25 protein-coding genes and 1 pseudogene are annotated in these 24,426 nt (G+C 70.8%); 11 read left to right on the forward strand and 15 right to left on the reverse strand.

What is annotated here, in order from left to right; all coding sequences use genetic code 11:
- Positions 1 to 127: 127 nt before the first annotated feature.
- From WMR31_RS11825 to WMR31_RS11840, 4 genes are read right to left on the reverse strand one after another with little or no spacing between them, the layout of a single operon-like run.
- Positions 128 to 1,441, reverse strand: coding sequence for an FAD-dependent oxidoreductase (locus WMR31_RS11825; protein WP_340539032.1), 1,314 nt, complete (start codon positions 1,439 to 1,441; stop codon positions 128 to 130).
- A complete protein-coding gene (locus tag WMR31_RS11830; protein WP_340539033.1) occupies positions 1,438 to 2,076 on the reverse strand; it encodes a maleylpyruvate isomerase N-terminal domain-containing protein in 639 nt (212 codons plus the stop codon). The genes WMR31_RS11825 and WMR31_RS11830 overlap by 4 nt, the downstream gene beginning before the upstream one ends.
- Positions 2,073 to 2,900 (reverse strand): fumarylacetoacetate hydrolase family protein, encoded by an 828-nt coding sequence (locus WMR31_RS11835; protein ID WP_340539034.1) that lies wholly within the window; start codon positions 2,898 to 2,900, stop codon positions 2,073 to 2,075. The genes WMR31_RS11830 and WMR31_RS11835 overlap by 4 nt, the downstream gene beginning before the upstream one ends.
- A gap of 1 nt (position 2,901) precedes the next feature.
- Positions 2,902 to 3,993, reverse strand: coding sequence for a cupin domain-containing protein (locus WMR31_RS11840; protein WP_445321625.1), 1,092 nt, complete (start codon positions 3,991 to 3,993; stop codon positions 2,902 to 2,904).
- Positions 3,994 to 4,138: 145 nt separating this feature from the next.
- Between WMR31_RS11840 and WMR31_RS11845 the strand changes: the two genes are divergently transcribed.
- Positions 4,139 to 4,906, forward strand: coding sequence for an IclR family transcriptional regulator (locus tag WMR31_RS11845; protein ID WP_340539036.1), 768 nt, complete (start codon positions 4,139 to 4,141; stop codon positions 4,904 to 4,906).
- A gap of 8 nt (positions 4,907 to 4,914) precedes the next feature.
- Here the strand turns inward: WMR31_RS11845 and WMR31_RS11850 are convergent, their stop codons facing one another.
- Positions 4,915 to 5,583 (reverse strand): TetR/AcrR family transcriptional regulator, encoded by a 669-nt coding sequence (locus WMR31_RS11850; protein WP_340539037.1) that lies wholly within the window; start codon positions 5,581 to 5,583, stop codon positions 4,915 to 4,917.
- A gap of 174 nt (positions 5,584 to 5,757) precedes the next feature.
- Between WMR31_RS11850 and WMR31_RS11855 the strand changes: the two genes are divergently transcribed.
- The 7 genes and pseudogenes from WMR31_RS11855 (at position 5,758) to dmpG (ending at position 11,983) form a co-directional block, all read left to right on the forward strand.
- Positions 5,758 to 7,311 carry a bifunctional 3-(3-hydroxy-phenyl)propionate/3-hydroxycinnamic acid hydroxylase gene (locus tag WMR31_RS11855; protein WP_340539038.1) on the forward strand — a complete coding sequence of 518 codons (1,554 nt, stop codon included), beginning with the start codon at positions 5,758 to 5,760 and terminating at the stop codon, positions 7,309 to 7,311.
- Between the two features lie 37 nt (positions 7,312 to 7,348).
- Complete coding sequence (locus tag WMR31_RS11860; protein WP_340539039.1) at positions 7,349 to 8,305, forward strand: VOC family protein; 957 nt, start codon at positions 7,349 to 7,351, stop codon at positions 8,303 to 8,305.
- The gene (locus tag WMR31_RS11865; protein ID WP_340539040.1) at positions 8,305 to 9,168 is read left to right on the forward strand and encodes an alpha/beta fold hydrolase; all 864 of its coding nucleotides are present in this window, start codon (positions 8,305 to 8,307) and stop codon (positions 9,166 to 9,168) included. The genes WMR31_RS11860 and WMR31_RS11865 overlap by 1 nt, the downstream gene beginning before the upstream one ends.
- Entirely contained in the window at positions 9,165 to 9,992 is an 828-nt protein-coding gene (locus WMR31_RS11870; RefSeq protein ID WP_340539041.1) for a 2-keto-4-pentenoate hydratase, read from the forward strand. Before WMR31_RS11865 ends, WMR31_RS11870 begins: the two co-directional genes overlap by 4 nt.
- Before the next feature lie 50 nt (positions 9,993 to 10,042).
- Positions 10,043 to 10,567, forward strand: a pseudogene (locus tag WMR31_RS11875) (acetylating acetaldehyde dehydrogenase); the annotation flags it as partial.
- Positions 10,568 to 10,688: 121 nt separating this feature from the next.
- The gene (locus WMR31_RS11880; protein WP_340539042.1) at positions 10,689 to 10,967 is read left to right on the forward strand and encodes a hypothetical protein; all 279 of its coding nucleotides are present in this window, start codon (positions 10,689 to 10,691) and stop codon (positions 10,965 to 10,967) included.
- A complete protein-coding gene (dmpG, locus tag WMR31_RS11885) occupies positions 10,964 to 11,983 on the forward strand; it encodes a 4-hydroxy-2-oxovalerate aldolase (protein WP_340539043.1) in 1,020 nt (339 codons plus the stop codon). Before WMR31_RS11880 ends, dmpG begins: the two co-directional genes overlap by 4 nt.
- 57 nt (positions 11,984 to 12,040) lie before the next feature.
- Here dmpG and WMR31_RS11890 read toward each other — a convergent pair whose 3' ends face one another.
- Together WMR31_RS11890 and WMR31_RS11895 are read right to left on the reverse strand one after the other, a co-directional pair.
- Entirely contained in the window at positions 12,041 to 13,591 is a 1,551-nt protein-coding gene (locus tag WMR31_RS11890; RefSeq protein ID WP_340539044.1) for a flotillin family protein, read from the reverse strand.
- A 53-nt stretch (positions 13,592 to 13,644) separates the two neighbouring features.
- Positions 13,645 to 14,160 carry an NfeD family protein gene (locus WMR31_RS11895; protein ID WP_340539045.1) on the reverse strand — a complete coding sequence of 172 codons (516 nt, stop codon included), beginning with the start codon at positions 14,158 to 14,160 and terminating at the stop codon, positions 13,645 to 13,647.
- Between the two features lie 67 nt (positions 14,161 to 14,227).
- On the opposite strand from WMR31_RS11895, the gene WMR31_RS11900 reads away from it, so the two are divergent.
- Positions 14,228 to 14,803 carry an anthranilate synthase component II gene (locus WMR31_RS11900; RefSeq protein WP_340539046.1) on the forward strand — a complete coding sequence of 192 codons (576 nt, stop codon included), beginning with the start codon at positions 14,228 to 14,230 and terminating at the stop codon, positions 14,801 to 14,803.
- Positions 14,800 to 16,062, forward strand: coding sequence for an anthranilate synthase component I family protein (locus tag WMR31_RS11905; protein WP_340539047.1), 1,263 nt, complete (start codon positions 14,800 to 14,802; stop codon positions 16,060 to 16,062). The genes WMR31_RS11900 and WMR31_RS11905 overlap by 4 nt, the downstream gene beginning before the upstream one ends.
- 214 nt (positions 16,063 to 16,276) lie before the next feature.
- Here the strand turns inward: WMR31_RS11905 and WMR31_RS11910 are convergent, their stop codons facing one another.
- The 7 genes from WMR31_RS11910 to WMR31_RS11940 all read right to left on the reverse strand — a co-directional run bounded on the left by WMR31_RS11910 (position 16,277) and on the right by WMR31_RS11940 (position 21,848).
- Positions 16,277 to 16,858 carry a hypothetical protein gene (locus WMR31_RS11910; RefSeq protein WP_340539048.1) on the reverse strand — a complete coding sequence of 194 codons (582 nt, stop codon included), beginning with the start codon at positions 16,856 to 16,858 and terminating at the stop codon, positions 16,277 to 16,279.
- Positions 16,851 to 18,329, reverse strand: coding sequence for a HAMP domain-containing sensor histidine kinase (locus WMR31_RS11915; protein ID WP_340539049.1), 1,479 nt, complete (start codon positions 18,327 to 18,329; stop codon positions 16,851 to 16,853). The genes WMR31_RS11910 and WMR31_RS11915 overlap by 8 nt, the downstream gene beginning before the upstream one ends.
- Positions 18,326 to 19,024: a response regulator transcription factor gene (locus WMR31_RS11920; RefSeq protein WP_340539050.1), complete on the reverse strand. Its 699-nt coding sequence runs from the start codon at positions 19,022 to 19,024 to the stop codon at positions 18,326 to 18,328. The genes WMR31_RS11915 and WMR31_RS11920 overlap by 4 nt, the downstream gene beginning before the upstream one ends.
- A gap of 64 nt (positions 19,025 to 19,088) precedes the next feature.
- Positions 19,089 to 19,949: a fructosamine kinase family protein gene (locus tag WMR31_RS11925; RefSeq protein WP_340539051.1), complete on the reverse strand. Its 861-nt coding sequence runs from the start codon at positions 19,947 to 19,949 to the stop codon at positions 19,089 to 19,091.
- Positions 19,946 to 20,464, reverse strand: coding sequence for a low molecular weight protein-tyrosine-phosphatase (locus tag WMR31_RS11930; RefSeq protein WP_340539052.1), 519 nt, complete (start codon positions 20,462 to 20,464; stop codon positions 19,946 to 19,948). The genes WMR31_RS11925 and WMR31_RS11930 overlap by 4 nt, the downstream gene beginning before the upstream one ends.
- A complete protein-coding gene (locus tag WMR31_RS11935) occupies positions 20,461 to 20,865 on the reverse strand; it encodes a phage holin family protein (RefSeq protein ID WP_340539053.1) in 405 nt (134 codons plus the stop codon). The genes WMR31_RS11930 and WMR31_RS11935 overlap by 4 nt, the downstream gene beginning before the upstream one ends.
- 293 nt (positions 20,866 to 21,158) lie before the next feature.
- Positions 21,159 to 21,848, reverse strand: coding sequence for a GntR family transcriptional regulator (locus tag WMR31_RS11940; protein WP_340539054.1), 690 nt, complete (start codon positions 21,846 to 21,848; stop codon positions 21,159 to 21,161).
- A gap of 152 nt (positions 21,849 to 22,000) precedes the next feature.
- Here WMR31_RS11940 and WMR31_RS11945 point away from each other — a divergent pair, with 152 nt between their 5' ends.
- Entirely contained in the window at positions 22,001 to 22,930 is a 930-nt protein-coding gene (locus WMR31_RS11945; protein ID WP_340539055.1) for a dimethylarginine dimethylaminohydrolase family protein, read from the forward strand.
- Between the two features lie 57 nt (positions 22,931 to 22,987).
- On the opposite strand, the gene WMR31_RS11950 is transcribed toward WMR31_RS11945, so the two are convergent.
- Positions 22,988 to 24,391 (reverse strand): carotenoid oxygenase family protein, encoded by a 1,404-nt coding sequence (locus tag WMR31_RS11950; protein ID WP_340539056.1) that lies wholly within the window; start codon positions 24,389 to 24,391, stop codon positions 22,988 to 22,990.
- Positions 24,392 to 24,426: the final 35 nt, after the last annotated feature.

Here is a 24,426-nt window from a genome sequence, read left to right on the forward strand (position 1 = left end):
GACGGCCCCATCCCCGCGTGGGAGGCGGTTGTCCACAGGCGGCGACCCCAAATCGACGCTGACCCGTCAGCTATAGCTGACGGGTCAGCGCATCTGGTGGGTCAGGCGCATCTGTTGGGGCTGTGGATCAGTGGGAATCGCGAATGGCCGAGGTCGCGGGCACGGCGGCCATGGAGGCCATGGAGGCAGTGCGAACGGTGTCGGCGCTCGCCAGCGGAATCGGCGTGAACATGGGCGGCTCCTCCTCGGGGGTCAGTGCAGTGGGGCCGTAGAGCCAGTCGACGAACGAGTAGTCGTAGACGTCGCGGGCTCCGAGGATGGTGTTGCGCTGGTCTCGCTTCTCGCCCACGTGGTGCCACAGGACGCCCCACGCGCGAGAGGTCGCCTGCACCCGAGCCGTGTGGCGGGTCCGTACGGCCTGGTAGGCGGCGAGGGCGGTGTCCCAGTCGACGCCGCCGTCGGCGCTCCGATTGCGAGCGACGTGCTTGGCGAGTACCCAGCCGTCCTCGATCGCCATGATCGCGCCCTGCGCGATGTACTGGAGTGGCGCGTGGGCGGAGTCGCCCAGCAGCGCGACGCGCCCGAAGACCCACTGCGGCGTGGACTCGCGGTCGTACATCCGCCACCACCGGTCGCGCCACATGAACCGCAGCCCGTCCTGGACGTCGCCGACGGTGTCTGCGAACGCCGCGTCGAGCTCGTCGGGGGTGCCCCAGTCCGGATCGCCGGCCAGCGCCTTGGGGGACTCGAACACGGCGACCTGGTTGAACATCTCGCCCCCGCGCAGCCCGTACTGCACGAAGTGGCAGTTGTTGCCGAGGTAGAGGGCGATCGCCTTCTCGTGGATGTGGTTCTCCCGAGCGTCCTCCATCGAGATCGCGCCCCGGTAGGCGACGTAGGACGACGACACGGGCTCGTCGCCGACGAACTTGTCGCGGGCCGGGGACAAGATGCCCTCGGCGGCGATGATCACCGGGGCGGTGTGCCGGCCGCCGTCCTCGAGGACGACGGTCGCCTCGGCCGGGCCGGTCTCGTAGTCGACCGCGGTCGCGCTGTTGACCAGCTCGACGCCCGCTTGCTCGCAGGCACGCAGGAAGGTGCCGTGCAGGTCCGAGCGATGGATCACCACGTAGGGGAATCCGTAGCGCCTCTCGAGGTCGCGCAGGTCGAGCCGGGTCACCTCGGTGCCCTGCTGGTGCTCGCCGACGCCGTCGAACATGATGAGGTCGTCGGGCAGCACGCCGAGGCGCTTGACCTCCTCGAGCAGGCCGAACTCGTCCAGGATGCGAGTGCAGTTGGGGGCGATCTGGAGACCGGCTCCGACCTCGCCGAACGCGGGGGCCCGCTCCAGCAGCCGCACCCGGAGGCCCTCGCGGGTCAGCGCGTACGCCGTCGCGAGGCCGCCGATGCCGCCTCCGACGACGATCACGTCGGGGTTCACAGCCAGGGACCGATCTCAGGGGCGTCGACGAGGCCGTGGTCTCGTCCGGCGAGCCATGCGGCGACCTCGGCGTCGCCGCCGGCCGGCAGCGCTCCGACGTCCAGGCCGCGCTTGACGCAGATGTCGTCCACCAGGGCGGCGAGAAAGTCGGCCGGAAGGTCGGTGAACGAGGCGCCGAGGTCCACCGCATGCACGCAGGTCTCGCGGGCTCGCAGCCACGGGATCTCGCTGGCGGGGAGCCTGCGGCCCTGGATGGTGCGCACCTGGTGCGTCCACTGCTCGTCGTCGAGTCGGGCCAGAGCGAGCGCGAGTGCCTCGGCCGTCGCAGCGATCGCAGAGACCAGCTCGGCGGCGCTCCTCTCCCGGGCGGCGGCGAGGTCGGCGTCGCGAGCCTGGACAGAGGGATACATCGGCGTCTCTACTCCGGTGGCCGCCCAGGTCGCGAGGTTGGTCAGCGCGACCGCGTTGGCGGCGACGTGGCCGAGGACCTGACCGACGGTCCATCCGGGAAGGGTCGAGTCGGCCGCGACGTCGGTGTCGGTCAGGCCGGTGGCACGAGCGAGGACGAGATCGGTTCCGGTCCGAGCCCACCCAAGGGCATCCTCTCTGGTGCGGCTCGTCGCGGTGCGGGTCATCGTGGCTCCTCGACGATCCGGTTGGCGCACGCGCCGATCCCGGCGATCTCGGCGACGACCTCCTCACCGCCGAGCAGGTACACCTTCGGGTCGCGCGCATGACCCACTCCAGCCGGCGTTCCCGTTGCGATCAGGTCGCCGGGACGCAGCGTGATGATCGTGGAGATGTACTCGACGAGGAAGACGGGATCGAACAGGAGCGTGCCGGTGTCGTCGGACTGCATCACCTGGCCGTCGACGGTCGTGCTGACGCGCAACGCCGGGCGTACGCCGCCGACCTCGTCGGGCGTCACCAGGTAGGGGCCGACCGGAGTCGTGGAGTCCCAGATCTTGCCCTGGGTCCACTCGATCGTGCGGAACTGCCAGTCGCGCACCGAGATGTCGTTCATGACGGTGAATCCGGCTATCGCCGCCGCGGCGCGCTCGGTGGTCGCGCGGCGGACGGTCTCGCCGATCACGACGACAAGCTCCACCTCCCAGTCGAGCGCGTCGGTCTCGGGAGGCCGCACCACGTCGTCGTGCGCGCCGAGTAGCGAGTCGGCGTACTTCGGGAACAGTGTCGGGTACTCGGGCAGGTCGCGGCCCATCTCCTTGATGTGGTCGGTGTAGTTGTGGCCGACGCAGAGGACCTTGGACGGGTTCGGCACCACGGGCGCGAAGTCCGCGTCCTCGACGCCGAACGTCGCCGCCCCGGCCCGTGGCTCGGGCTGTCCGGCGGCGAGCCACGCGCCCAGGTCGGCGAAGCCCAGGTCGGTGTGGACGTCGCCGTCGAGTCGGACGGCGCGGGTGGATCCGTCGATACGGAGGGTGGCGAGCCTGGTCATGTCAGTCCTTGTCGGTGTGGTCGGAGTGGTCGGTGCGGTGGATGCGGAGCGCCTCGAAGATCGGGGCGTCGGAGAAGCGGAACAGGTCGAGAGCGCCGGAGTCGGAGTCGGTGTCGCCCGCCTCGGAGACGATCGAGAGCGGCTGCCACGACGGCACGACGAACAGGTCGCCGCGGGTGACCGACCAAGTCAGGTCGCCGACCGTCACTCGCCCGGAGCCATCGAAGACCTGGTACACGCTCGATCCGGTCTCGCGGACCGGGGCGGTCACCGACCCGCGGGTGACGCGGTGGAACTCGGCGCGAATCGTCGGGAGGACGTCGCCGCCGGTGCTCGGGTCCACGAAACGGACGGCGGCGTGCCCGGGCTCGACGGTGCCCGCGTACCCCTGCCTCTCCAGGTCGAGCTGGTCGGAGAGCGCGCGGTCGGTGTGCTCCCACTTGTAGGAGAGCAGCGGCGAGCCGGGCGTGCTGTGGGTGACGCCGAGCGGGCGCAGCCCCGGGTGGCCCCACAGCTGCTCGGAGCGGGCACGCTCGGGCGTGATCCGCTCGGCGCCGGAGATCTCGTCGCGCCCGAACTCGAAGAACTGCGCCTCGTTGGTCCACTGGAAGGGGATGTCGAGGCCGTCGATCCAGGCCATCGGCTCGTCGGTCGCATTGTGGTGGGCGTGCCAGTTCCAGCCCGCTTGCGGAAGGAAGTCACCACGGTTCATGGGGACGGCATCACCACCGACGACGGTCCACACCCCCGAGCCCTCGACCACGAAGCGGAAGGCGTGCTGGGTATGGCGGTGCTCCGGGGCATCCTCTCCGGGCAGCAGGTACTGGATCGCGGCCCACAGGGTCGGCGTCGCGAAGGGCTTCCCGCCGAGCGAAGGGTTGGCCAGCGCGATCGCGCGGCGCTCCCCTCCGCGGCCGACCGGGACGATCTCGCCGGCCTGCTCGGCGAGACGACGCAGGCTCTGCCACCGCCACAGGTGTGCCGCGGCCTTGGACCGCGGGTGCGCCGGCATCAGGTCGCCGATCTCGGTCCACAGGGGGATCAGAAGCTCGTCCTCGAACCCGCGGTATAGCGCCTCGAGTGCGGGAGTCACGGCCGGGTGGTCTGGTGAGTCGACGGCCCGGAGGCGGACGGGAGAGCCGACAGGATTCGCGGCGGGGATGCTGGACATGGGTCTAGGGTGAGGCGAACAGCCCGATGCAGAACCGATTATTCTGCTGGGCGGAACAGAGGTGTTCATGCAGCAGTTCAAGGCGCCGCCGGCCTATGTCGTCACAAGCGTCGACAATGCCCTGCGGATCGCGACCATGCTCCAGTTGGAAGGCGCCTTGACGGTCACCGAGATCGCCCATCGCATCGGGGTCGCGCCCTCGACCGCCCACCGGCTGCTCGCGACGCTCGTCTACCGCGACTTCGTCACCCAGGACGAGGACCGCACCTATCGGGTCGGACCGGTCCTCGAGCTCGCCGCACACTCGCATTCGGAGGCATCGCGACTGCGCCTGCTCGGACTGCCTCATTTACTGCACCTCGTCGACCTCTTCGACGAGTCTGCGAACCTGGCGATCCGCACCGGCGACACGGTGCGGTTCGTCGCCAGCGTCGAGTCGTCGAAGGCGCTACGCGTCGGCTCTCGTGAAGGGATGGTGTTCGCCGCGCACCGGACCACGGCGGGACTGTTGTTGCTCGCAGAGCTCGACGACGACCAGCTCGAAGTGCTCTACGCCGCCGACAAGTACGTCGACCGCCCAGGCGAGAGGCCGGACCTCGTCGCCTTGCGGCGAGACCTCCGGCGGGTGCGGCACGGGGGCTTCGCGCTCAACCAGGGGCGCTCGGAGCGCGGAGTGGTCGCCGTCGGCGTGCCGGTGCACCGGGCCGACGGGGAGCTCCTTGCCGGCCTCTCGGTCTCGATGCCGAGCGTCCGCTACGACAAGGAGCACCTGCCGACACTGGTCCGGACGTTGCGCGCGACCGCGGCGGCCCTCGAGCGGGACCTCGCGGAGTAGTCCGCCGGCTACTGCGAGCGCAGGCGCGCGGCGGTCGCCTCGCCGAGGGAGACCATGGCCTCGGCCAGTCGCCGGTTGGCCTCCAGAAGATCCCGCTCCGGATCGGCCTGCATCGCGATGAACCCGCCGTCGAAGCCGGCGATGCCGAGGTACTCCAGCTCGTCTGCGACGGCCGCTGCGATCGCCGGATCCTCGTCCTGGAACGCCGACCGGATCATGTGGTTCATCAGCACGCGGCCCTCGGTGCGGACCTTGGTGATGGTGTCGGCGACCTCGGCCTCGTGTGCCTCTGCGCTCAGGATCAAGATCATGTGCAGCCGCAGGAACTCCTGGCGCGCCATGAAGACCTCGCTGGTCCGTTCCAGGAACCAGGTCATCCGCTCGCGGGGACTGCCGCCCTCGGGCGGCTGGGCCTGTGCGGCCCGCATGGCGGCGAAGAAGTCGTGCAGGCCCTCCTCCATCACCGCGGTGAGCAGGCCGGCCTTGGAGCGGAAGTGATGGTAGATCGCGCTCTTCGGCAGGCCCGTCTCGGCGCTGAGCACCGAGAGGGACGTCGCGGCGTACCCGCGCTCGGCCATCAGGCGGGAGGCCACCTCGAGGATCTCTCTGCGCGATCGACGGCCGCGCCGGTTGCCCGGCCGCGCGGCATCGGCGTCTTCCTCCACGTCGCGCAGCATAGGCGCCTCGTCCTGCACCGCCGGGCGGCGTCGTCCGGCGCATGCAAGACGTTTCTGTCTTGCGGAAAACGCCCGGCGCGTCGTTGACAGCCTTCTGGCGAGTTGTGAGGCTCATCACCAGGAATGGACCGATCGGTCCAAAACCAGTTTTCTGGATCGACGGGGAGTCGCCGCATGACCACCAACTACGACGCCGATGTCGCGATCATCGGCTACGGTCCGACCGGCCTCGTCGGAGCCATGACCCTGGCGAGCAAGGGCGCGAGTGTCGTCGCCTTCGAGCGCGACAAGGACATCTACGCCAGGGCGCGGGCCGTCACCGTCAACGACTGGACGATGCGGATCTTCCAGGACCTCGGCATCGACGACCGGATCGAGAAGGTGATCGAGCCGCAGCGCGCGCTGCGCTGGGTGACCTACGACGGCCAGGAGGTCATGCGGGTCGTCCACCCGCCGAGCGAGCTCGGCACCCGCAACACCAAGCCACGCTTCTACAACATCTACCAGCCGACCATGGAAGCCGAGCTGCGCGCATGCGCCGCCGAGCTCGACGGTCTCGAGGTGCGGTACGGCGCCGAGGTCGTCGGCGTGGAGGAGCTCGCCGACGGCGTCCGGGTGACCAGCCGCGACACCGCCACCGGCGAGGAGTCCAGCGTCGTGGTCCGCTATGTCATCGGTGCCGACGGGGGCTCCTCACCCACCCGCAAGATGCTCGGAATCGCGATGCGCGGCGAGACCATCGACACCCAGTGGATCGTCATCGACTGCAAGGTCAAGCGCTGGTGGCCGGACCGCGACTTCCTCACGTTCTGGACCGACGCGGAGCGGCCGGTCGTCGACATCGCGCTATCGGCCGGAAACCACCGCTGGGAGATCCCGCTCAAGCCGGGCGAGTGCGAGGCCGACTTCGAGTCCAGCGCCGAGGTGTGGCCACTGCTCGCGGCGCTCGGCGTCACCGAGGACGACGTGGAGATCCATCAGCACGCCTTCTACCGCCACCACGCCCTCGGCGCGGAGACCTGGCGCCGCGGCCGGGTGTTCCTGGCCGGCGACGCCTGCCACCTGATGCCGCCGTGGGCCGGGGCCGGCATGCAGACCGGCATGCGCGATGCCCACAACCTCGGCTGGAAGCTCGCCCGCGTGCTGCGCGGTGAGCTGGACGACGCCTGGCTGGACACCTACGAGGCCGAGCGCCGACCGAACGCCGACTTCTACACCGACCTGGCGATCGGGCTCGGCCGGGTGATCAAGCAGGAGGCGACGCCGGAGGAGCTGGCGGCGATGAACGCCGTCCCGGAGAACACCGTGACGCCGTTCGAGCCGCCGCTGATCGCTCCGCCGGTGCTGGTGGCCGGCTGGCTGAACGGGACGCAGGGCGATGCGAGCGTCATCGGCCGGATGCTGCCGCAGCCGATCGCCGGTGACGCCGTCGGCCGCATGGCGCGACTCGACGACCTCCTCGGCGACGACTTCGTCCTTCTCGGTGCAGACGTCGACCCTGCCTCGGTCCTCACCGACGAAGAGCGCGCTGCGTGGGACGCCCTCGGCGCGCGCTACGTCACGATCCGTCCGCAGTCCGCCTATACCCAGGGTCCCGACGAGCTCGTCGACCTGGAGGGCGTGCTGCTGGCGTGGCTCGGCAGGTACGGCGTGCAGGTGGCCGCCGTGCGTCCGGACAGGTTCGTCGCGGCCGCCGACAAGTCGGGCCTGGCCACCCCGACCCTCTGAACGCACCGAACACAGACCTCACCCCAAGGAGAAGAAGATGACTGGAGTCAAGGAGCTCGCCTACGTCGTCTACGAGGTGTCCGACCTCGCGGACTGGGAGCACTTCGGCGTGACCCTGCTCGGCATGCAGCTCGGCGAGAAGATCGACGGCGGCTTCACGCTGCGCACCGACGAGAAGGCGCACCGATGGATCCTCACCGAAGGTCCGGCCGACGACCTGGCGCGCAGCGGCTACGAGGTCGAGTCCGCCGAGGCCCTGGACGCGCTCGTGACGTCGCTGCGCGACGCCGGCGTGGAGGTCACCGAGGGTGACGCCGCGCTCGCCGCTGAACGCAAGGTCGAGAGGCTGTTCATCACCCAGGATCCGATCGGGAACGTCATCGAGCTGGTCGTGGGACTCGCAGACGGCGTCGAGCCGTTCCACTCCGACACTCTCGTCGGCGACTTCGTCACCGGCGCGGGCGGCGCAGGGCACCAGGTCCTGCTGTCCAAGGGCGTCACCCGCGAGACCTACATGGACTTCTACTGCGGACTGCTCGGATTCAAGATCTCCGACAACATCGTCGAGGAGCTCGCCCCCGGCATCGTCGCCGACCTGATGTTCCTGCACTGCAACCCGCGCCACCACACCGTCGCCCTGGGCGACATGCCGCATCCGAAGAAGACGCATCACTTCATGGTCGAGGTCACCGACATCCGCGACGTCGGAATGGCCTGGGACCGCTGCCTCGCGGCCGGCCAGCCCATGGAGATGACGCTGGGCATGCACCCGAACGACCACATGTTCAGCTTCTACGTCGTCACGCCGTCGGGCTTCTCGGTCGAGTACGGCTGGGGCGGCCTGCTCATCGACGACGCGACGTGGGAGCCGAAGGTCCTCGACAAGCTGCACTGGTGGGGACACGCGCCGGCCGGCGCCGTCGCCGAGCAGCTCGCCGCCGGTGCCGCGAAGCTCCCGCCGATGCCGGGGCCGGCGCCGGAAGGGGCCCTGTGATGGGGCTGCTCGAGGCCGACGTCGCGAACGACGTCACCACCGCCGACTTCACGATCCACTACAACGAGGCCGGCCCGGCCGACGGCGTCCCGGTGATCCTGCTGCACGGTGGAGGCCCAGGAGCCACCGGGTGGAGCAACTACAACCCGAACATCGGCGCGCTCGCCGACGCCGGCCTCCGGGTCATCGCTCCCGACCTACCTGGGTGGGGCGGGTCGTCCGAGGTCGACTTCCTGGCCTACGAGCCACTGGACGCGGTGTGTCAGCTGATGGACGCCCTCGGCATCGCGAAGGCGGCGTTCGTGGGCAACTCGATGGGCGGGCACACCTCGATCCGGATGGCGATCGAGCGTCCCGAGCGGGTCAGCCACCTGATCACGATGGGAGCGCCGTTGCAGCTCACCCCGTTCCTGTTCGGGGCTACCGGGCCGTCCGAGGGCATCAAGATCATGTACGCGGGCTACAGCGACTACTCGCCCGAGGCCATGAAGCGGCTGGTCGAGATCATGGTCTTCGACGGCGCGCGCTTCGCAACTCCCGAGCTGTGCCAGCAGCGCTCCGATGCGGTCGCAGCACGGCCGCAGCACGTCGCCAACGTCGCCAAGGCCGGTATTCGCGGCCCGATCCCGAAGTGGGCCGACCTGGGCCGGCTCGGGGAGATCACTGCTCCGGCGCTCCTCATCCACGGCCGCGACGACCGGGTCGTCGGCTTCGAGGGGACCCTGTACGCCTCCGCGCGGATCCCCGACAGCCGCGTGCACATCATCAACCGTTGCGGCCACTGGGCCCAGCTCGAGCACGCCGACGAGTTCAACCGCCTGGTCACAGACTTCGTCCTTCACCACGGCACAGGGCAGCAATGACCGGCCCCGTAGCCCGGACGACCGTCGGCGCCGCGGCGGTCAGGGCCGCGGCCGACCGGCTCCGCGAGGCGGCGATGACCGGAGTGCCGGCTGAGCCCGTGCGAGACCTGATCGGACGGGACGACGTCGCCGCGGCATACGCCGTCCAGAGCCTGAACATCGAGGCCAGAACAGCCGCCGGAGCACGGGTCGTCGGCCGCAAGATCGGACTGACCTCGAGCGCCGTCCAGCAGCAGCTGGGCGTCGACCAGCCCGACTTCGGGATCCTCCTGGACGACATGGGCCACACCGACGGCGCGGTCATCCCCGTCGATGCCGTGCTCCAGCCGAGGGCGGAGGCCGAGATCGCCTTCGTGTTGGGCGCCGACCTCGTCGACGGTGATCTCGGCGCGGCGCAGGTCCGCGCATCGACCGCACACGTGGTGGTCGCGCTCGAGGTCTGCGGCAGCCGGGTCGCCGACTGGGACATCAGCTTCGGCGACACCGTCGCCGACAACGCCTCCGCGGGCGCCTACGTGCTCGGCGCGCGGGAGGTCGACCTCGCCGACCTCGACACCGTCGGCGCGAGGATGACGATGAGCATCGACGACGTCGAGGTCTCGACCGGCTCGGGAGCCGCCTGCCTGGGCGACCCGGTGCACGCCGTCGTGTGGCTGGCACGCCGGGCGCGCGAGTTCGGCAACCCGCTGCGCGCGGGCCAGGTCGTCCTCTCCGGCGCCCTCGGGCCGATGCGGGCCGTGGAGACCGGCCAGACCGTCCGCGCCGAGATCACCGGTCTCGGATCGGTCGGGTTCACCCTCGCTGCGCAAGGAGCCCATGCATGAGCAGGACCAAGGTCGCGATCATCGGATCGGGAAACATCGGCACGGACCTGATGAAGAAGATCCTGCGCAACGGCGAGCATCTCGAGATGGGCGTCATGGTCGGCATCGACCCGGCCTCCGACGGCCTGCGGCGTGCAGCCGAGCACGGCGCCGAGATCACCGCCGACGGCGTCGACGGACTGCTGAGATCGCCCCAGATCCAGGAGATCGGCATCGTCTTCGACGCCACTTCGGCCGGCGCGCACCGGACGAACAACGACAAGCTCGCCCCGCTCGGCATCCGGATGATCGACCTGACGCCGGCCGCGGTGGGTCCGTACGTGATCCCGGCGGTCAACCTCGAGGACCACCTCGACGCGGCGAACGTGAACATGGTGACCTGCGGCGGTCAGGCGACCATTCCGGTCCTCGCCGCGATCAGCCGCGTCGTTCCGGTGGCCTACGGCGAGATCGTCGCGTCGATCTCCTCGAGGTCGGCCGGTCCCGGCACCCGCGCCAACATCGACGAGTTCACCGAGACGACGTCGGCCGCCATCGAGACCGTAGGCGGTGCCGCGCGCGGCCGCGCCGTGATCATCCTCAACCCCGCCGAGCCGCCATTGCTGATGCGCGACACGGTCTTCGCGCTGGTCACCCTGCCGCCGGGCGAGGACCGGGGACGTGGCATCACAGCAGATCAAGGACTCGATCCTGAAGATGGTCGCCGACGTCGCCGTGTACGTTCCCGGCTACCGGCTCAAGCAGGAGATCCAGATCGTGCCGGTCCCGGGCGACCAGCCCGTCGAGACCCTCCTCCAGCCCGGTGCCGAGCGCCCGACGCACCAGGTGAGCGTGTTCCTGGAGGTGGAGGGTGCAGCCGACTACCTGCCCGCCTACGCAGGGAACCTCGACATCATGACCTCGGCCGCGGTGCAGGTGGCCGAGAAGATCGCCGCGACGGGTGATCCCCGTCGTGCCGGAGAGGCCGACGCATGAAGATCTTCGTCCAGGACGTCACCCTGCGCGACGGCATGCACGCCGTGCGACACCGGATCACCGCAGGCGACGTCGAGCGCATCGTGGTCGCGCTCGACGAGGCCGGCGTCGACGCCATCGAGGTCGCCCACGGCGACGGTCTCGCCGGCGGCTCACTGAACTACGGCCCCGGCTCGCACACCGACTGGGCATGGATCGAGGCTGCGGCGTCGGTGCTGAAACGCGCGCGGCTGACCACGCTGCTGCTGCCCGGTGTCGGCACGATCCGCGACCTTCGCCAGGCCCACGACCTCGGCGTCCGATCGGTCCGCGTCGCGACGCACTGCACCGAGGCCGACGTCGCCGCCCAGCACATCGCGGCTGCGCGCGAGCTCGGCATGGACGTCTCCGGCTTCCTGATGCTCTCCCACATGGCCGAGCCCGGACGGCTGGCCGAACAGGCCAGACTGATGGAGTCCTACGGCGCGCAGTGCGTCTACGTCACCGACTCCGGTGGCCGCCTGACGATGAACGACGTCGCGGCCCGGGTCCGCGCCTACCGCGACGTGCTCGACGCCGGGACCGAGATCGGCATCCACGCCCACGAGAACCTCTCGATGTCGGTGGCCAACTCGGTGGTCGCGGTCGAGAACGGCGTCCACCGCGTCGACGCCTCCCTCGCCGGCCACGGGGCCGGCGCCGGCAACTGCCCGATCGAGCCGTTCATCGCGGTCGCCGACCTGATGGGCTTCGAGCACGGCTGTGACCTGTTCAAGCTGCAGGACGCCGCCGACGACATCGTTCGTCCGCTCCAGGATCGACCGGTCCGCGTCGACCGGGAGACCCTGACCCTCGGGTATGCCGGCGTCTACTCCAGCTTCCTGCGCCATGCGGAGAGCGCCGCCTCCCGCTACGACGTCGACGTCCGAGACATCCTGATGGAGTGCGGCCGCCGCAGCCTGGTCGGAGGCCAGGAGGACATGATCATCGACATCGCGCTGAACCTCGCCGCACCGGAGCGAGTCCGCACGGCGTGACTCCCGAAATTGCGCTGACCCGTCAGCCATAGCTGACGGGTCAGCGCATCTGGTGGGTCAGGCGCCTGTGGAATCTGTCGCTCCGGCGGATCCGGTGGTCGAGTCTGTACCCGAGGAGCCGGTGCCGGTGAGGGCGCCGGTGGCGCTGCCGACGGACTTCTTGATCAGGGCCTCGAGGTCCAGGCCGGTGCTGGTCTTGAGCATCGACAGGGTCTGGACGACGTTGTCGGTGACCTGCTTGGGCATCGCGCCGGCGCCGTCGGTGGAGACGACGGTGAGCTGGTCGATCGCGGAGATCGGGGCGGCGACCTCCTTGGCGATCTGCGGCAGCACCTCGATGAGCATCTGCAGCACCGCGGCCTCGTTGTAGTGCGCGAACGCCGCGGCCCGCTTGTCCATCGCCTCGGCCTCGGCCTGACCGATGGCCAGCGTGGCGGCGGCCTGCGCCTCACCCTCGGCGCGGACGGCGTCGGCCTCCGCGGTACGGCGGGCCTTCTCGGCCTCACCGCGGCGAGCACCCTCGATGGCCTCGGCCTCGGCGAGCGCCGAACGGCGCGCCTTCTCGGCCTCACCGGTGAGCCGGTCCTTCTGCGCGTCGGCCTCCGCCGCCGCGATCGTGGCGGCCTTGCGGGCGTCGGCGGCCGCGATCTCCGAGGAACGCTTCGCCTCGGCCTCCTGCTCGACGCGGTAGCGCTCGGCGTCGGCCGGCTTGCGAACCTCGGTCTCGAGCTTGCGCTCGGTCAGCGCCGCCTGCCGGACCGCGACCTTCTCCTGCTCGGTGAGGATCGCCTGGTCGCGGTCGGCCTGGGCCAGCGGGCCGGACGCCGAGGCGTTGGCCGCCGCGGCGTCGGTCTCGGCCTTGATCTCGGCCTCCTTCAGCGCCAGGGTCCGCTGGGCGATCGCGATCTCCTGCTGGGCGGCGATGGTCGCCTGCTCGGCCGCCTGCCGGGCGTTGGCCTCCGCGATCCGCGCGTCCTGGCTGACCCGCGCGGCCTCCGGGCGACCGAGGTCGGCCAGGTAGCTGCCGTCGTCGGTGACGTCCTGGATCTGGAAGGTGTCGAGGATCAGGCCCTGACCGGTCAGCGAGTTCTCCGACTCATCGGCCACCCGCTGCGCGAACGCCGCCCGGTCGCGAATGATCTGCTCCACGGTGAGGCTGCCGACGATCGAGCGCAGCGCACCGGCGAGCACCTCCTGGGTGAAGGGCTCGACGTCCTGCTGCTGGCTGAGGAACCGCTGGGCGGCCAGCCGGATCTGGTCGGCGTTGCCGCCGACCTTCACGATGGCGACGCCCTCGACGTTGAGCTTGATGCCCTGCCCGGAGACGGCGCCCCGGATCTGCACCGAGATCCGGCGCGAGGAGAGATCCATCGTCGCGAGCTTCTGGACGAACGGGATGACGAACACCCCGCCACCGAGCACGACCTTCTGCCCCGAGAGATCGGTGCTCAACTGCCCGGTCTCGGGATTGAGCACCGCCTTGCCCTTGCGCCCGGTGACGATGAACGCCTGGTTCGGTCCGGCCACCTTGTAGCGGCTGGTGACCAGAAGGACGATCAGCAACAGCAGGACGACTCCGCCGATGATGGAGATGAGCGCTGTGTTCATACAAGGGTCCCTTCTATAGGGGCTCTACGGGTGGCTTGGGGTGGCGACGTCGTTCAGACGTCGGTGGAGGGAAGCGAGTTCCACACCGGCGCGACACGGAGCGCGGTCGGCGAGACGACGCCGGTCACGTGCACGCGGGTGCCGGCCTCCAGCGCGGTCTCGGCCCGGGCGTTCATGGTGATCGTGTGGCCGCCGAGGTAGATCCGCACGCTGCCGAATCCGTCGTCGGGGACGGCGCTGACGACCGTGCCCTCGTGACCGATCAGGTCGTCGGAGGAGGGAGTGTGATCGGTGCTCCCACCGCGCACCAGCCGGGTCAGCCACGCGCCGAGGCCGCCGAAGACGACACCGGCGCCGAGGCCGGCGATCAGCGCGACCGAGTCCGGCGCGCCGGCCTGCTGGGCGATGAAGCCGCCGAACCCGAGGGCGGCGAAGAAGGAGCCGACGATCTCGGTGGAGAACCAGTCGCCGGCAAGGCCGTCGAAGACTCCGTCGAGCAGATCGCCGAGCACGAGTGAGAGCAGGAGCACAGCGGTACCTACCAGGCCGAGGACGAGGTAGATGCTCACACCCGAAACCTACCCAAATGGGTGTGTTTGAACCCATTCGGAAAGACATTCGTTAGTGTCGCCTCGCGTGAGCCGGCGGCGGGACGTCGTGGTGGTCGATCACCACGACTCCTACACCTGGAACCTGGTGCATCTGGTCGCCGGGGTCACCGGCGCGCTGCCGGTCGTGGTGCAGCACGACGACGTCGAGGCCGCCACCGTCCTGGCCTTCTCCCACGTGGTGCTCTCACCCGGGCCCGGCCACCCCGACGATCCGGCGGACTTCGCGGTCGGCCGCGCCGTCCTGGCCGCGGCGACGCGACCGGTGCTCGGCGTGTGCCTGGGGATGCAGGGCCTCGTCACGGCGTTCGGCGGCCGGGTCGAGCGGGTCCGGCCCGCGCACGGCGAGGTGGCGCGGATCGAGCACGACGGGCGGGGCGTGCTCACCGGCCTCGCCGACGGGTTCGCCGCCGTCCGCTACCACTCGCTGGCGGCGGTGGCGGTGCCCGACGTCCTCGAGGTGTCCGCGCGGTCGGATGACGGCGTGGTGATGGGCGTGCGCCACCGCGAGCTGCCGTTGGAGGGCGTGCAGTTCCACCCGGAGTCGATCCTGTCCGAGCACGGCGCCGCGCTGGTCGCCAACTTCCTGGACGGCGTCCGATGAGCGCTCGATCGGCGGACGTCGCCGAGGAGTTCGCCGCCGTGGCAGCCGCGCGGCCACGCTGCTTCTGGCTCGACGGCGGTGGCGCACGCGAGTGGTCGGGGCGACGTTCGATCCTCGGCTGGCTCGAGGACGACGACGTCTCGCTCACCTACTCCGCCTCGCGCCGCGAAGTCACCCGCTGGACCGGTGGGCGCGGTGACGTGGTCGGCGACGACATCTTCGACGCCCTCGATCGCGAGCTGGCCGACGGCGAGGGTCAGTGGTTCGGATATCTCGGCTACGCCGCGCGGCCCGACCTTCCGGCGCTGCCCGATCCGGCTCTCCCCGATGCCGTGTGGATGCGCCCCTCGCACGTGCGGATGTACGAGCACGACGAGGCCCTCGCCCGCGGCGGCATCGCGCCTGCCCCCGCCGCCGCTGCGGCGGTCGATCCCGGCTATGCCTCCGCGTTCGCCCGGGTCCAGGAGCACCTGCACGCCGGGAACACCTACGAGGTCAACCTCACCTACCGGCGCGACCTGGACGGTCCCGCACGCCCGGACGGCCCGGCGGCGACCTACCTCCGGCTCCGCGCGCTCAACCCCGCGCCGTACGCGGGCTTCCTCCAGCACGACGTCGACGGTGGCCGGGCCTGGCTGCTCGCCTCCAGCCCCGAGCGCTACGCCACGATCACCGCCGAGCGGATGCTGGAGACCAAGCCCATCAAGGGGACGACGCCGCGCGGGTCGACCCTCGACGAGGACGCCGCGCAGCGCGAGCTGCTCGCCACCGACGCCAAGTACCGCGCGGAGAACCTGATGATCGTCGACCTGCTGCGCAACGACCTCGCCCAGGTGTGCGAGGTCGGCAGCGTCGAGGTGCCCTCCCTGATGGCGGTGGAGTCCTACGAGACCGTGCACCAGCTCGTGTCCACCGTTCGCGGTCGGCTGCGCTCCGACGTCACGACGATTGCCGCGTTGCGCGCGCTCTTCCCCGCCGGCTCGATGACCGGAGCGCCGAAGCTGCGCACCATGCAGGTGATCGAGGAGGTCGAGGCGACGCCGCGCGGGGCCTACTCGGGCGCGTTCGGCTGGCTGGCCGCCGACGGCCGGGCCGACCTCGGCGTGATCATCCGCAGTCTGACCACCGACGGGAGCGGTCGCTACCGACTCGGCACCGGAGGAGGCATCACCGTGCTCTCCGATCTCGGCGAGGAGTGGGAGGAGTCGCGGCTCAAGGCCGAGCGGCTGCTGCGGGCGATGGACGCACCCGGAGGTTGAGCAAGCGGGACGGGCGAGGAACGAGCCCGGCTCGCGCCGACGAACCTCGTGAGCCTCCTCGGGGGCGTTGGCAGGGCGGGTTGCCGGGGTTTCGTCGGCGCTCGCTGGCGCTCGCTTGCTCAACCTCCGGCGGTGGCTGGCGCTCGTTTGCTCGACCTCCGGCGGTGGCTGGCGGTCGCTTGCTCAACCTCCGGCGTGGGCGACGCCCGCTTGCTCAGCCTCCGGCCAGGTCCGAGTTGGCGGCGTGGGTGGCGAGAGCGGTGATCACTGATCGCACGCCCCGCACCACACGGTCGCGCTTGAACGGGGTGGGGTCGAGGGCGTTGACCACCTGCACCAGGTCGCCGTTCTGCACGAACGCGGTGACGGCGAGGGTGTCGTCGTCGGTGACGTCGACGATCATCCGGACGTCGTCGGCCTGGGGGACCTTCGGCGTCGTGACCTTCGTCGTGGCGCCCTCGGTGAGCACGCCGAACGACTCCATGAGGTCGTCCAGGGTGCCGGGATAGAGCTGGTAGTTGACGTCGAGCGCCGGGTCCCCCTCGGCCTGGGGGGTGAAGGAGCACAGCGGCGCCTCGGGTGTGCCGGTGCGGGTGTCGAACGTGGTGCCGAAGGCCTGCGACACCGCCGAGGCGTCGAGCCCGTCGCACGGATTCCACAGGTCCGGGGCGTCGGTCGGCAACGGCGTGCGCGACGCGGTGGGCTCGTCGGGCTCGTCGTCGGAGCACGCCGTCAGCCCGAGCAGGCAGGCCGCCACCACGGCCGGCACCACGGCCGGAACGAGACTTCTACGCATCGGATCTCCCTGGGAACACGAGCATCAGCCTCGCACCCCCACCCGGAGCCTCGGTCGCGGTGGCCGACCCCGAGTGTCTTTCGACCACCTGCCGCACGATCGAGAGCCCGAGCCCGGAGCCGGTCATCGACCGGGACTCCTCCGCCCGCCAGAAGCGGTCGAAGACCCGCTCCCGAGCCTCGGGACTGATCCCGGGGCCCTCGTCGTCGACGGTGAGGACGCCGACGCCGTCGCCCGCGCTCAGGCGCACGGTGATCGTGCCGCCGGCCGGGCTCCACTTCGCCGCATTGTCGAGCAGGTTCGTGATCGCGCGCTCCAGCGAGCCCGCCTCGCCCACGACGTACCAGTGGTCGGTCTCGACGTCGAAGGTCGCATCGACCGCGCGCCGGCGCGCCCGGGCCAGCGCGATGTCGAGGATCTCGCTCAGGTCGACCTCGCCGACCACCGGCGCGAGCGGCTCGTCTCGGGCGAGCTCGGTGAGGTCGCCGATCAAGGTGGTGAGCTCGTCGATCTGGGCCCTGATGTCGTCGAGCAGCTCGGCGCGGGCCTCGGGGTCGATCGCCTTCTGGTCGATGTCGGCCTGGGTGAGCAGGTCGACGTTGGTGCGCAGCGAGGTGAGCGGTGTGCGCAGCTCGTGGCCGGCGTCGGTGACCAGCCGCCGTTGACGATCGCGCGAGGCCGACAGCGAGGCGAGCATCCCGTTGAACGCCGAGGCCAGGCGCGCGACCTCGTCGTCGCCCTCCACCGGCAGCGGGTCGAGCTGCTCGGTGCGGGCGATGTGCTCGACCGAGGCGGTGAGCCTGCGGACCGGGCGAAGTCCGTTGCGAGCCACTCCCCAGCCGGCGATGCCCGCTCCGACGACGCCGAGCAGGCCGAACAGCAGGCTCACCCCGCCGAGCCGGGTGAGCACCTCGCGCTGGTCGGCGAGCGACTGGGTGACGACGATGGCGCTGCCCTTGGTGAGCGGTACCGCGACGACGCGCTGCTCCATCCCGTTGACCGTCACCGTGCGGATGCTCATCTTGCGCTCACCGTTGGCCACGGCGAACTCGGGCGAGCCCTTGCTGAAGGGCAGGTTGGGATCGTTGAGCCGGGTGAGCCCGTCACCGAAGACCTGGTAGACGACGACGCCCGACGCGCGGGCCAGCGACTCGGGCTGGCGGACGTCGACGCCGTAGCGCAACACCTGGGCCGTCGCCTTCGCGCGGTCGACCAGGGAGTTGTCGAGCTGGGACTGCAGCTGCATCCGGGCGGTCACGTAGACACCGAGCGAGAGCACCGCTACGGCGATGCCGACGGCCATCGTGGTGAGCAGGGTGACCCGGCTCGCGAGCGAGCGGCGGTAGTGCCACCGCGCGTCGCTCTCGCCGGGATGCTGGCTCGCTGCGGAGTCGCTGGAGTCGGCGATGACCTCCGGGTCCGCCGGGTCGTCCGATCCCTCTGGTCTGGCGCGACCGTTCACCTCGGTCACGACTCCTTCAGGACGTAGCCGACCCCCCGCACGGTGTGCAGCAGCCGCGGCTCGCCCTCGGCCTCGGTCTTGCGACGCAGGTAGCCGACGTAGACCTCGAGCGAGTTGGCGGTCGTGGGGAAGTCGTAGCCCCACACCTCCTCGAGGATGAAGGAACGGTCCAGCACCCGCCGCGGGCGGCGCAGGAACAGCTCGAGCAGGGTGAACTCGGTGCGGGTCAGGTCGATCGCGCGCCCGCCGCGTCGCACCTCGCGGGTGGCGAGGTTCATGGTGAGGTCGGAGAAGCCGAGCACCTCCTCCTCGTCGCCCTCGACGGTCACCGCCCGGCGCAGCAGGGCTCGGAGCCGCGCGAGGAGCTCGGGCAGGGCGAACGGCTTGGCGAGGTAGTCGTCGGCTCCGGCGTCGAGGCCGTCGACGCGATCGCCGACGGCGTCGCGCGCGGTGAGGACGATGATCGGGACGTCGTTGCCCGCTGCCCGCAGTGCGCGCGTGGTCTCCAGGCCGTCGAGCCGCGGCATCATCACGTCCATCACGACGACGTCGGGGGCGATGCCGGCGATGCCGGCCAACGCCTCGGCACCGTCACCGGCCAGGTGCACCTCGTAGCCGTTGAACTCCAGGGACCGGCGCAGGGACTCGCGGACCGCCTTGTCGTCGTCGACGACGAGCACGCGCGGCTTGACGGAGGCAGACACGACACACACTGTGGCACGTCGGCCTTAGAGGCGGCTGAGCGGTGAGGGCGGCGCGGGCCCGGGATCAGAGGTAGGGGCGGGCGAGCCCGGCTACCCGGGCGCCGTAGCGGCCGCCGAACAGGCAGGCGTGCACGAGGACCGGGAACAGCTGGAACAGGCCGGTGCGCTCCTCCCATCCGTCGGCGAGCGGTGCGACCTCGTGGTAGGCCTCGAGGGTGCGCGGCAGGTTCGGCAGCCCGAACAGCGCGAGCATCGCCAGGTCGACCTCGCGGTGTCCGCCGTAGGCGGCCGGGTCGATCACGCTGGCGCGTCCCTCCTGCCCCCACAGCACGTTGCCGTTCCACAGGTCGCCGTGCAGCCGCGACGGCGGCTCCTCGGGGGCGAGCTCGGGCAGCCTGCGGACGACGGCCTCGACCGCCGCGACGCCGTCGTCGTCGAGGGCGCCGCGGTCGTGCGCGAGCTTGGCGTAGGGGAGGAGCCGGCGCACGGCGTAGAACTCGGCCCACGTCGGGGCGCTGCGATTGGGCAGGGGGAGGGGGCCGATGAAGCCGTCGCGCTCGGCGCCGTAGTCGGGAGCCCCCGCGGCGTGGGTGGCGGCGAGTCGGCGACCGAACTCGGCGGCGTCGTCGGCGTTCGCGCGGCCGGACTCCACCCACCCGATGAGCAGGCACTCGGGGTCGACGCCCAAGACCTCGGGCACGTGCACGCCGCCCTCGACCTCGGCGAGCCAGCGCAGTCCCCACGCCTCCTGCTCGAACAGCCCCGCCGGGGCCTGGGAGTGGGTCTTCATCAGAGCGGTGCTGCCATTGCTCAGCCGCAGCTTGGTGACCGTCGACAGTCCTCCTCCGGCCACGGGGGCGGTGGAGACGACCGCGGACCCGAGCAGCGCCTCGGCGCGACGGGCGAGTGCCGGTCGGCGGGTCATCGACCCACGATCGTGCGCAGCTGGTCGACGAGGAGGTCGCTGGAGTGCTCGACCATCGACAGCACCTCCTCGAATCCGGAGTCGCCACCGTAGTACGGGTCCGGTACCTCGGCATCGCTCAGGTCGGGGTCGAGGGAGCGGAACAGGCGCACGCGGGGCGCGGCGCCGGAGTCGCGCGCACCGGTCTGGATGTCGGCGAGGTTCTGGGCGTCCATCGGCAGCAGCAGGTCGAAGGTCTCGTGCCACGACGGTGCGAACTGTTGTGCCCGGTGCCTGCTCGGGTCGTAGCCCGCGGCGCTGAGGGTCGCCGCAGCGCGCGGGTCCATCGGCTTGCCGACGTGCCACCCGCCGGTGCCCGAGCTCGCGACGGTGACGACGTCGTCGAGACCGGCCTCGGCGACCTTGGCAGAGAGCACGACATCGGCCATCGGCGAGCGGCAGATGTTGCCCAGGCACACCAGGCCGACGTGGTAGGTCCCGGGCTGGCGCGGCGCGGGAAGGGGGACCCGGCTCATCGACCGTCGTCGATCGGCTCGCCGACCGCACCGTCGACGATCCAGGTGACGATCGTGATGATCACCGCGCCGCCCACCGCCGTCCAGAAGCCGTCGACCCGGAACGGGATGTCCAGGCCGTCGGCCAGCGCGCCGGTGAGCATGAGCATCGCGGCATTGATGACCAGCAGGAACAGGCCGAGGGTGAGGACGATCAGCGGGATGGAGAGGAACGTCAGCAGCGGCTTCACGAACGAGGTGATGATTCCCAAGATCGCCGAGACGAGCAGCAGGGGGACCAGGTTGTGCTGCACCTCGTCCCAGCCCTGCTTGGGTCCGCCGGTGAACTCGATGCCGTCGAGCAGCCACGCGGCGGCGGCCACGCCGAGCGCGGTCGTGATCAGCCTGAGGAGGATCCGCATGGCTCGATTCTGGCAGGTACCGGTGCAACGGGCGCGCCCGTTCGCCGCGCCGGGGATGGGCGAGCGCCGACGAGACCCGCGGGCAACCGTCCTCGCCAGCGTTTGCGAGTGAGGTCGTGAGGTTTCGTCGGCGCCGGTCGGGCTCGTTCCTCGCCCGTCCGGCTTGCTCAACCTCCGGACTGGTCGCGGCCGGAGGTTGAGCAAGCGAGCGCCAGCGAGCGCAGACGAAACCCCGGCAAGGCTCGTTCCTCGCCCTCCGGCTTGCTCAACCTCCGAAGGCTCGCTGGCAGTGCTCAGTGGCCGAGGGCGCGGATGATCGAGCGCTCAGCGTCCTCGAGGTGGGTCTGGAGGAAGCTCAGGGCGGCGTCGACGTCGTCGGCGTCGAGGAGCCGGACCAGCGCGATGTGGGTGTCGGCCTGGTCGTGGGCGTTGCGGGCTATCCGCTCGACCTGGGCGAGGGCCAGCTTGAGCTCCAGCACGAGGTTCTCGGCCATCGCGACCAGCCGTGGGCTGCCGGTGAGGCCGACCAGCGACACGTGGAAGGCCAGGTGCAGGGAGTTGAGCGCCTGATAGGTGTCCTCGGCGGCGACGGCGTCGGTGTAGGCGCGCAGGGCCTCGTGCACGGCGTTGCGCAGATCCGGATCGGCCTCGCGCCAGCGTCGGACGCCGGCACCCTCCAGCACCCAGCGAGCCCGGCAGACGTCGCGGACCGAGTCGGCCTCGGGTGTCGAGACGTGGACGCCGCGGTGGGGCTCGCGGGTGGCCAGCCCCTCGGCGACCAGGATGCCGAGCGCCTCGCGGACCGTGGGCCGGGAGACGCCGAGCGACTCGGCCAGCGCGACCTCGCGCAGGGCGGTACCGCTCTCGATGTCACCTTCGAAGATCGCGCGCCGCAGCTCCTCGGCGGTGCGCTCGACCGTCGAGGTGTGCTCGAGGTGCAGCGACCCGAACGGTCCGTCCGCCGCGGCGCTGCTGCTGCTCATGGCCCGATTCTCCCAGTCCTGTGCCGGTCGCCTGCACCGGTCGATCGCGTCCGCTTGTGTGTGGCGTCCCCGTACGCCACCATATCCTTGTCAGGTTGTCTGACAATTCTGAGACCGGCTACGTGGGATATGTGAGATGGGGAGGCGAGCCGATGAGTGAACCAGCCATGCCTGAGCTGGCGGGGGAACTGACGGGCGAACTGGCCTGGGGCAGGCACTACCTGGCCGTCGAACCCGCCCACTTCCGGGTCGACTACGTCATCAACCCGTTCATGGATCTGGCCGACCAGCCCGATCCGGTGCGGGTGCGTGAGCAGTGGGACGCGCTGGTCGCCACCCTGCGTGGGCTCGGCGCCGTCGTCGACGTGCTGCCGCAGCGGGCCGATGCGCCCGACATGGTCTATGCGATGAACCTCGGGCTCGGCGTGCGGTCCGGCGGGGAGCGCAAGGCGGTGCTCTCCCACATGCGTTTCCCGCAACGGCGGATGGAGACCGACTCGGCCCGCGACTGGCTCGTCGAGCACGGGTGGACCACCTCGCTGATCGGCCGCGACGGGGTCGGCGCGCACTTCGAGGCCGGCGACGCGTTCCCCTTCGGCGATGCTCTCGTGGTGGGCTACGGGCCGCGCACCGAGGAGCTCGCGCTCAAGCACCTGGCCGCCGAGCTGGGCATCCGCGTGCGCGGACTGCGGATCACCCACCCGGGCATGTACCACCTCGACCTCGCCTTCTGTCCCCTCGACGAGCGCCGCGCGCTCGTGTGCCCCAGTGCCCTCGACGCGCCCTCGGCCGCCGCCCTGCTCGACCTGGTGCCCGAGCCGCTCGTGCTCACCGAGGAGGAGGCGCTCTCGACGTTCTGCGCCAACTCCGTGGTGGTCGGCCGCACCGTGGTGATGCCGGCCTGCCCCGACCGCGTCCGCGCTCGGCTCGAAGCGTGGGGCTTCGAGGTCGTGCTGGTCGACGTCTCGGAGTTCCACAAGGGCGGCGGCTCCATCCGGTGCCTGACCAACCCGGTCGATATCACGCTGGGTCGCGACCTCCCCCTCACCGGCGGTGCACAGGTGGTCCTGGCGCCGCACTAGGCCGCGGCCCTCCCGGGAGATGCGTGATACCGACCGGGAAGCCTCATCCTGGGCGCCTCAGGTCGGCGCCCAGTTGCCGTGGAACCCGGCCGGCACCCGGCCCGGGAGGTGCACGGTGGCGACGTCCTCGAGCGTGGCGGCGTCGAGCACGACCAGGTCGCTGAGTCCGCTGGAGCGGTCCAGCACGTAGCCCATCAGGACCCCGGCGTCCTCGGGGTCGGTGAGGGAGTCGGGCGAGTTCGGCACGAACACGAACTCGCCGGCCCCTCGTCCGGCGCCCAGCCGTCGCTCCTGGGTGGTGCCGGCCACGGTGTCGTGCTTGAGGATGCTGTCGCCGAGGCGCTCGCCGGTGAATCCGACGCTGTACCCGTAGCGATGACGGCGCCCCGTGCGCCGCTCGTCGCAGCGCGGGAACTCCTGGGCGTGCTCGTCGTAGCGGTGCTCGCGCGCCTTGCCCGAGGTGAGGTCGAGGGTGAAGCGCACCAGCGACGCGGGCCCCTCGTCCGGTCCGTCGAAACGGGTGGCGAACATCTTGTCGTGGCGCACGACGTCGATGACGACCTCGCCGGTGTCGGGGTCCTCGAAGGCGTTGAGGGTGTGGAAGACGAAGCACGGGTCGATGTCGAACCAGCGCACCGGTGCCGGGCCGGCAACCGACGAGGCCTCGCGGGGCAGCAGGCCGATCCGCGCCGGGTAGTCGGCGTTCCAGGAGTAGGGCAGCTGCGTCGGTGCGCCCTGGCCGCGCGCCATCAGGTCCACGATGCGGTCGGGCGCCGGGTTGCGGCCGATGATCCGGTTGAGCACGAAGCGCACCGCTGGCCGCGCCGGCCGGGGCACGTCGCCCAGCGCCATGTCGACGTCGAAGGTGACCGGCAGGTCGTAGAGGACGACGTAGTGCTCGGTGAGAGCGCAGTCGTGCATCATCGGGCTGCCGTGGACCTCGACCTCGGCCTGATGGCGCAGGCGGCCGTCGGCGCCGAGCACGGAGTAGTCGACCCGGTTGCCGCGCGTCCAGGAGTAGGAGATCGCGTGCAGCTCGCCGGTGGCGGGGTCCTCGTGCGGGTGCGCGGTGTAGCCGGCCCGCAGGTCGCCGGCGAAGCCGCACCTGCCGAGTGTGTCGAGCTCCTCGTCGAGCTCGTACGGCGGAGAGCCGGCCTCCACGAGCGCCATCGTGCGCCCCGCGTGGCTGAGCACGTTGGTGTTGGGTGCGAAGTCGCCGGAGCGGGGTCGCACCCAGCGGTTGCGATACCACCGGGCGCGGCCCTCCTCGAGCCGGACGCCGTGCACCATGCCCTCGCCGAGGAACCAGTGGTAGCTCTCGCCGGGGTCGATGGCCGGATTCGGTCCGATGCGGAGGTAGCGGCCGTCGAGATGATCTGGAAGCGTGCCGGTGATGTCGAGGTCGAGGGCCGTGAGCTCTTCGGGAACCGGGGCGAAGTCGTCGTCCAGGTAGCGGTTCATCGCCCCTCCTCGCCCGTCGCCAGTGGTGAATGCAG

It is taken from the genome of Nocardioides epinepheli (genome assembly GCF_037936805.1).
Taxonomy (GTDB): domain Bacteria; phylum Actinomycetota; class Actinomycetes; order Propionibacteriales; family Nocardioidaceae; genus Nocardioides.

What these genes read in the sequence shown, in the direction of transcription:
- WMR31_RS11925 (WP_340539051.1), bottom strand. Translation starts at nt 19,949, where the DNA reads ATGACCCGCCGACCGGCACTCGCCCGTCGCGCCGAGGCGCTGCTCGGG.
- WMR31_RS11930 (WP_340539052.1), bottom strand. Translation starts at nt 20,464, where the DNA reads ATGAGCCGGGTCCCCCTTCCCGCGCCGCGCCAGCCCGGGACCTACCAC.
- WMR31_RS11850 (WP_340539037.1), bottom strand. Translation starts at nt 5,583, where the DNA reads ATGCTGCGCGACGTGGAGGAAGACGCCGATGCCGCGCGGCCGGGCAAC.
- dmpG (WP_340539043.1), top strand. Translation starts at nt 10,964, where the DNA reads ATGAAGATCTTCGTCCAGGACGTCACCCTGCGCGACGGCATGCACGCC.
- WMR31_RS11860 (WP_340539039.1), top strand. Translation starts at nt 7,349, where the DNA reads ATGACTGGAGTCAAGGAGCTCGCCTACGTCGTCTACGAGGTGTCCGAC.
- WMR31_RS11910 (WP_340539048.1), bottom strand. Translation starts at nt 16,858, where the DNA reads ATGCGTAGAAGTCTCGTTCCGGCCGTGGTGCCGGCCGTGGTGGCGGCC.
- WMR31_RS11940 (WP_340539054.1), bottom strand. Translation starts at nt 21,848, where the DNA reads ATGAGCAGCAGCAGCGCCGCGGCGGACGGACCGTTCGGGTCGCTGCAC.
- WMR31_RS11845 (WP_340539036.1), top strand. Translation starts at nt 4,139, where the DNA reads ATGCAGCAGTTCAAGGCGCCGCCGGCCTATGTCGTCACAAGCGTCGAC.
- WMR31_RS11880 (WP_340539042.1), top strand. Translation starts at nt 10,689, where the DNA reads ATGGTCGCCGACGTCGCCGTGTACGTTCCCGGCTACCGGCTCAAGCAG.
- WMR31_RS11905 (WP_340539047.1), top strand. Translation starts at nt 14,800, where the DNA reads ATGAGCGCTCGATCGGCGGACGTCGCCGAGGAGTTCGCCGCCGTGGCA.
- WMR31_RS11890 (WP_340539044.1), bottom strand. Translation starts at nt 13,591, where the DNA reads ATGAACACAGCGCTCATCTCCATCATCGGCGGAGTCGTCCTGCTGTTG.
- WMR31_RS11865 (WP_340539040.1), top strand. Translation starts at nt 8,305, where the DNA reads ATGGGGCTGCTCGAGGCCGACGTCGCGAACGACGTCACCACCGCCGAC.
- WMR31_RS11935 (WP_340539053.1), bottom strand. Translation starts at nt 20,865, where the DNA reads ATGCGGATCCTCCTCAGGCTGATCACGACCGCGCTCGGCGTGGCCGCC.
- WMR31_RS11835 (WP_340539034.1), bottom strand. Translation starts at nt 2,900, where the DNA reads ATGACCAGGCTCGCCACCCTCCGTATCGACGGATCCACCCGCGCCGTC.
- WMR31_RS11870 (WP_340539041.1), top strand. Translation starts at nt 9,165, where the DNA reads ATGACCGGCCCCGTAGCCCGGACGACCGTCGGCGCCGCGGCGGTCAGG.
- WMR31_RS11855 (WP_340539038.1), top strand. Translation starts at nt 5,758, where the DNA reads ATGACCACCAACTACGACGCCGATGTCGCGATCATCGGCTACGGTCCG.
- WMR31_RS11945 (WP_340539055.1), top strand. Translation starts at nt 22,001, where the DNA reads ATGAGTGAACCAGCCATGCCTGAGCTGGCGGGGGAACTGACGGGCGAA.
- WMR31_RS11830 (WP_340539033.1), bottom strand. Translation starts at nt 2,076, where the DNA reads ATGACCCGCACCGCGACGAGCCGCACCAGAGAGGATGCCCTTGGGTGG.
- WMR31_RS11950 (WP_340539056.1), bottom strand. Translation starts at nt 24,391, where the DNA reads ATGAACCGCTACCTGGACGACGACTTCGCCCCGGTTCCCGAAGAGCTC.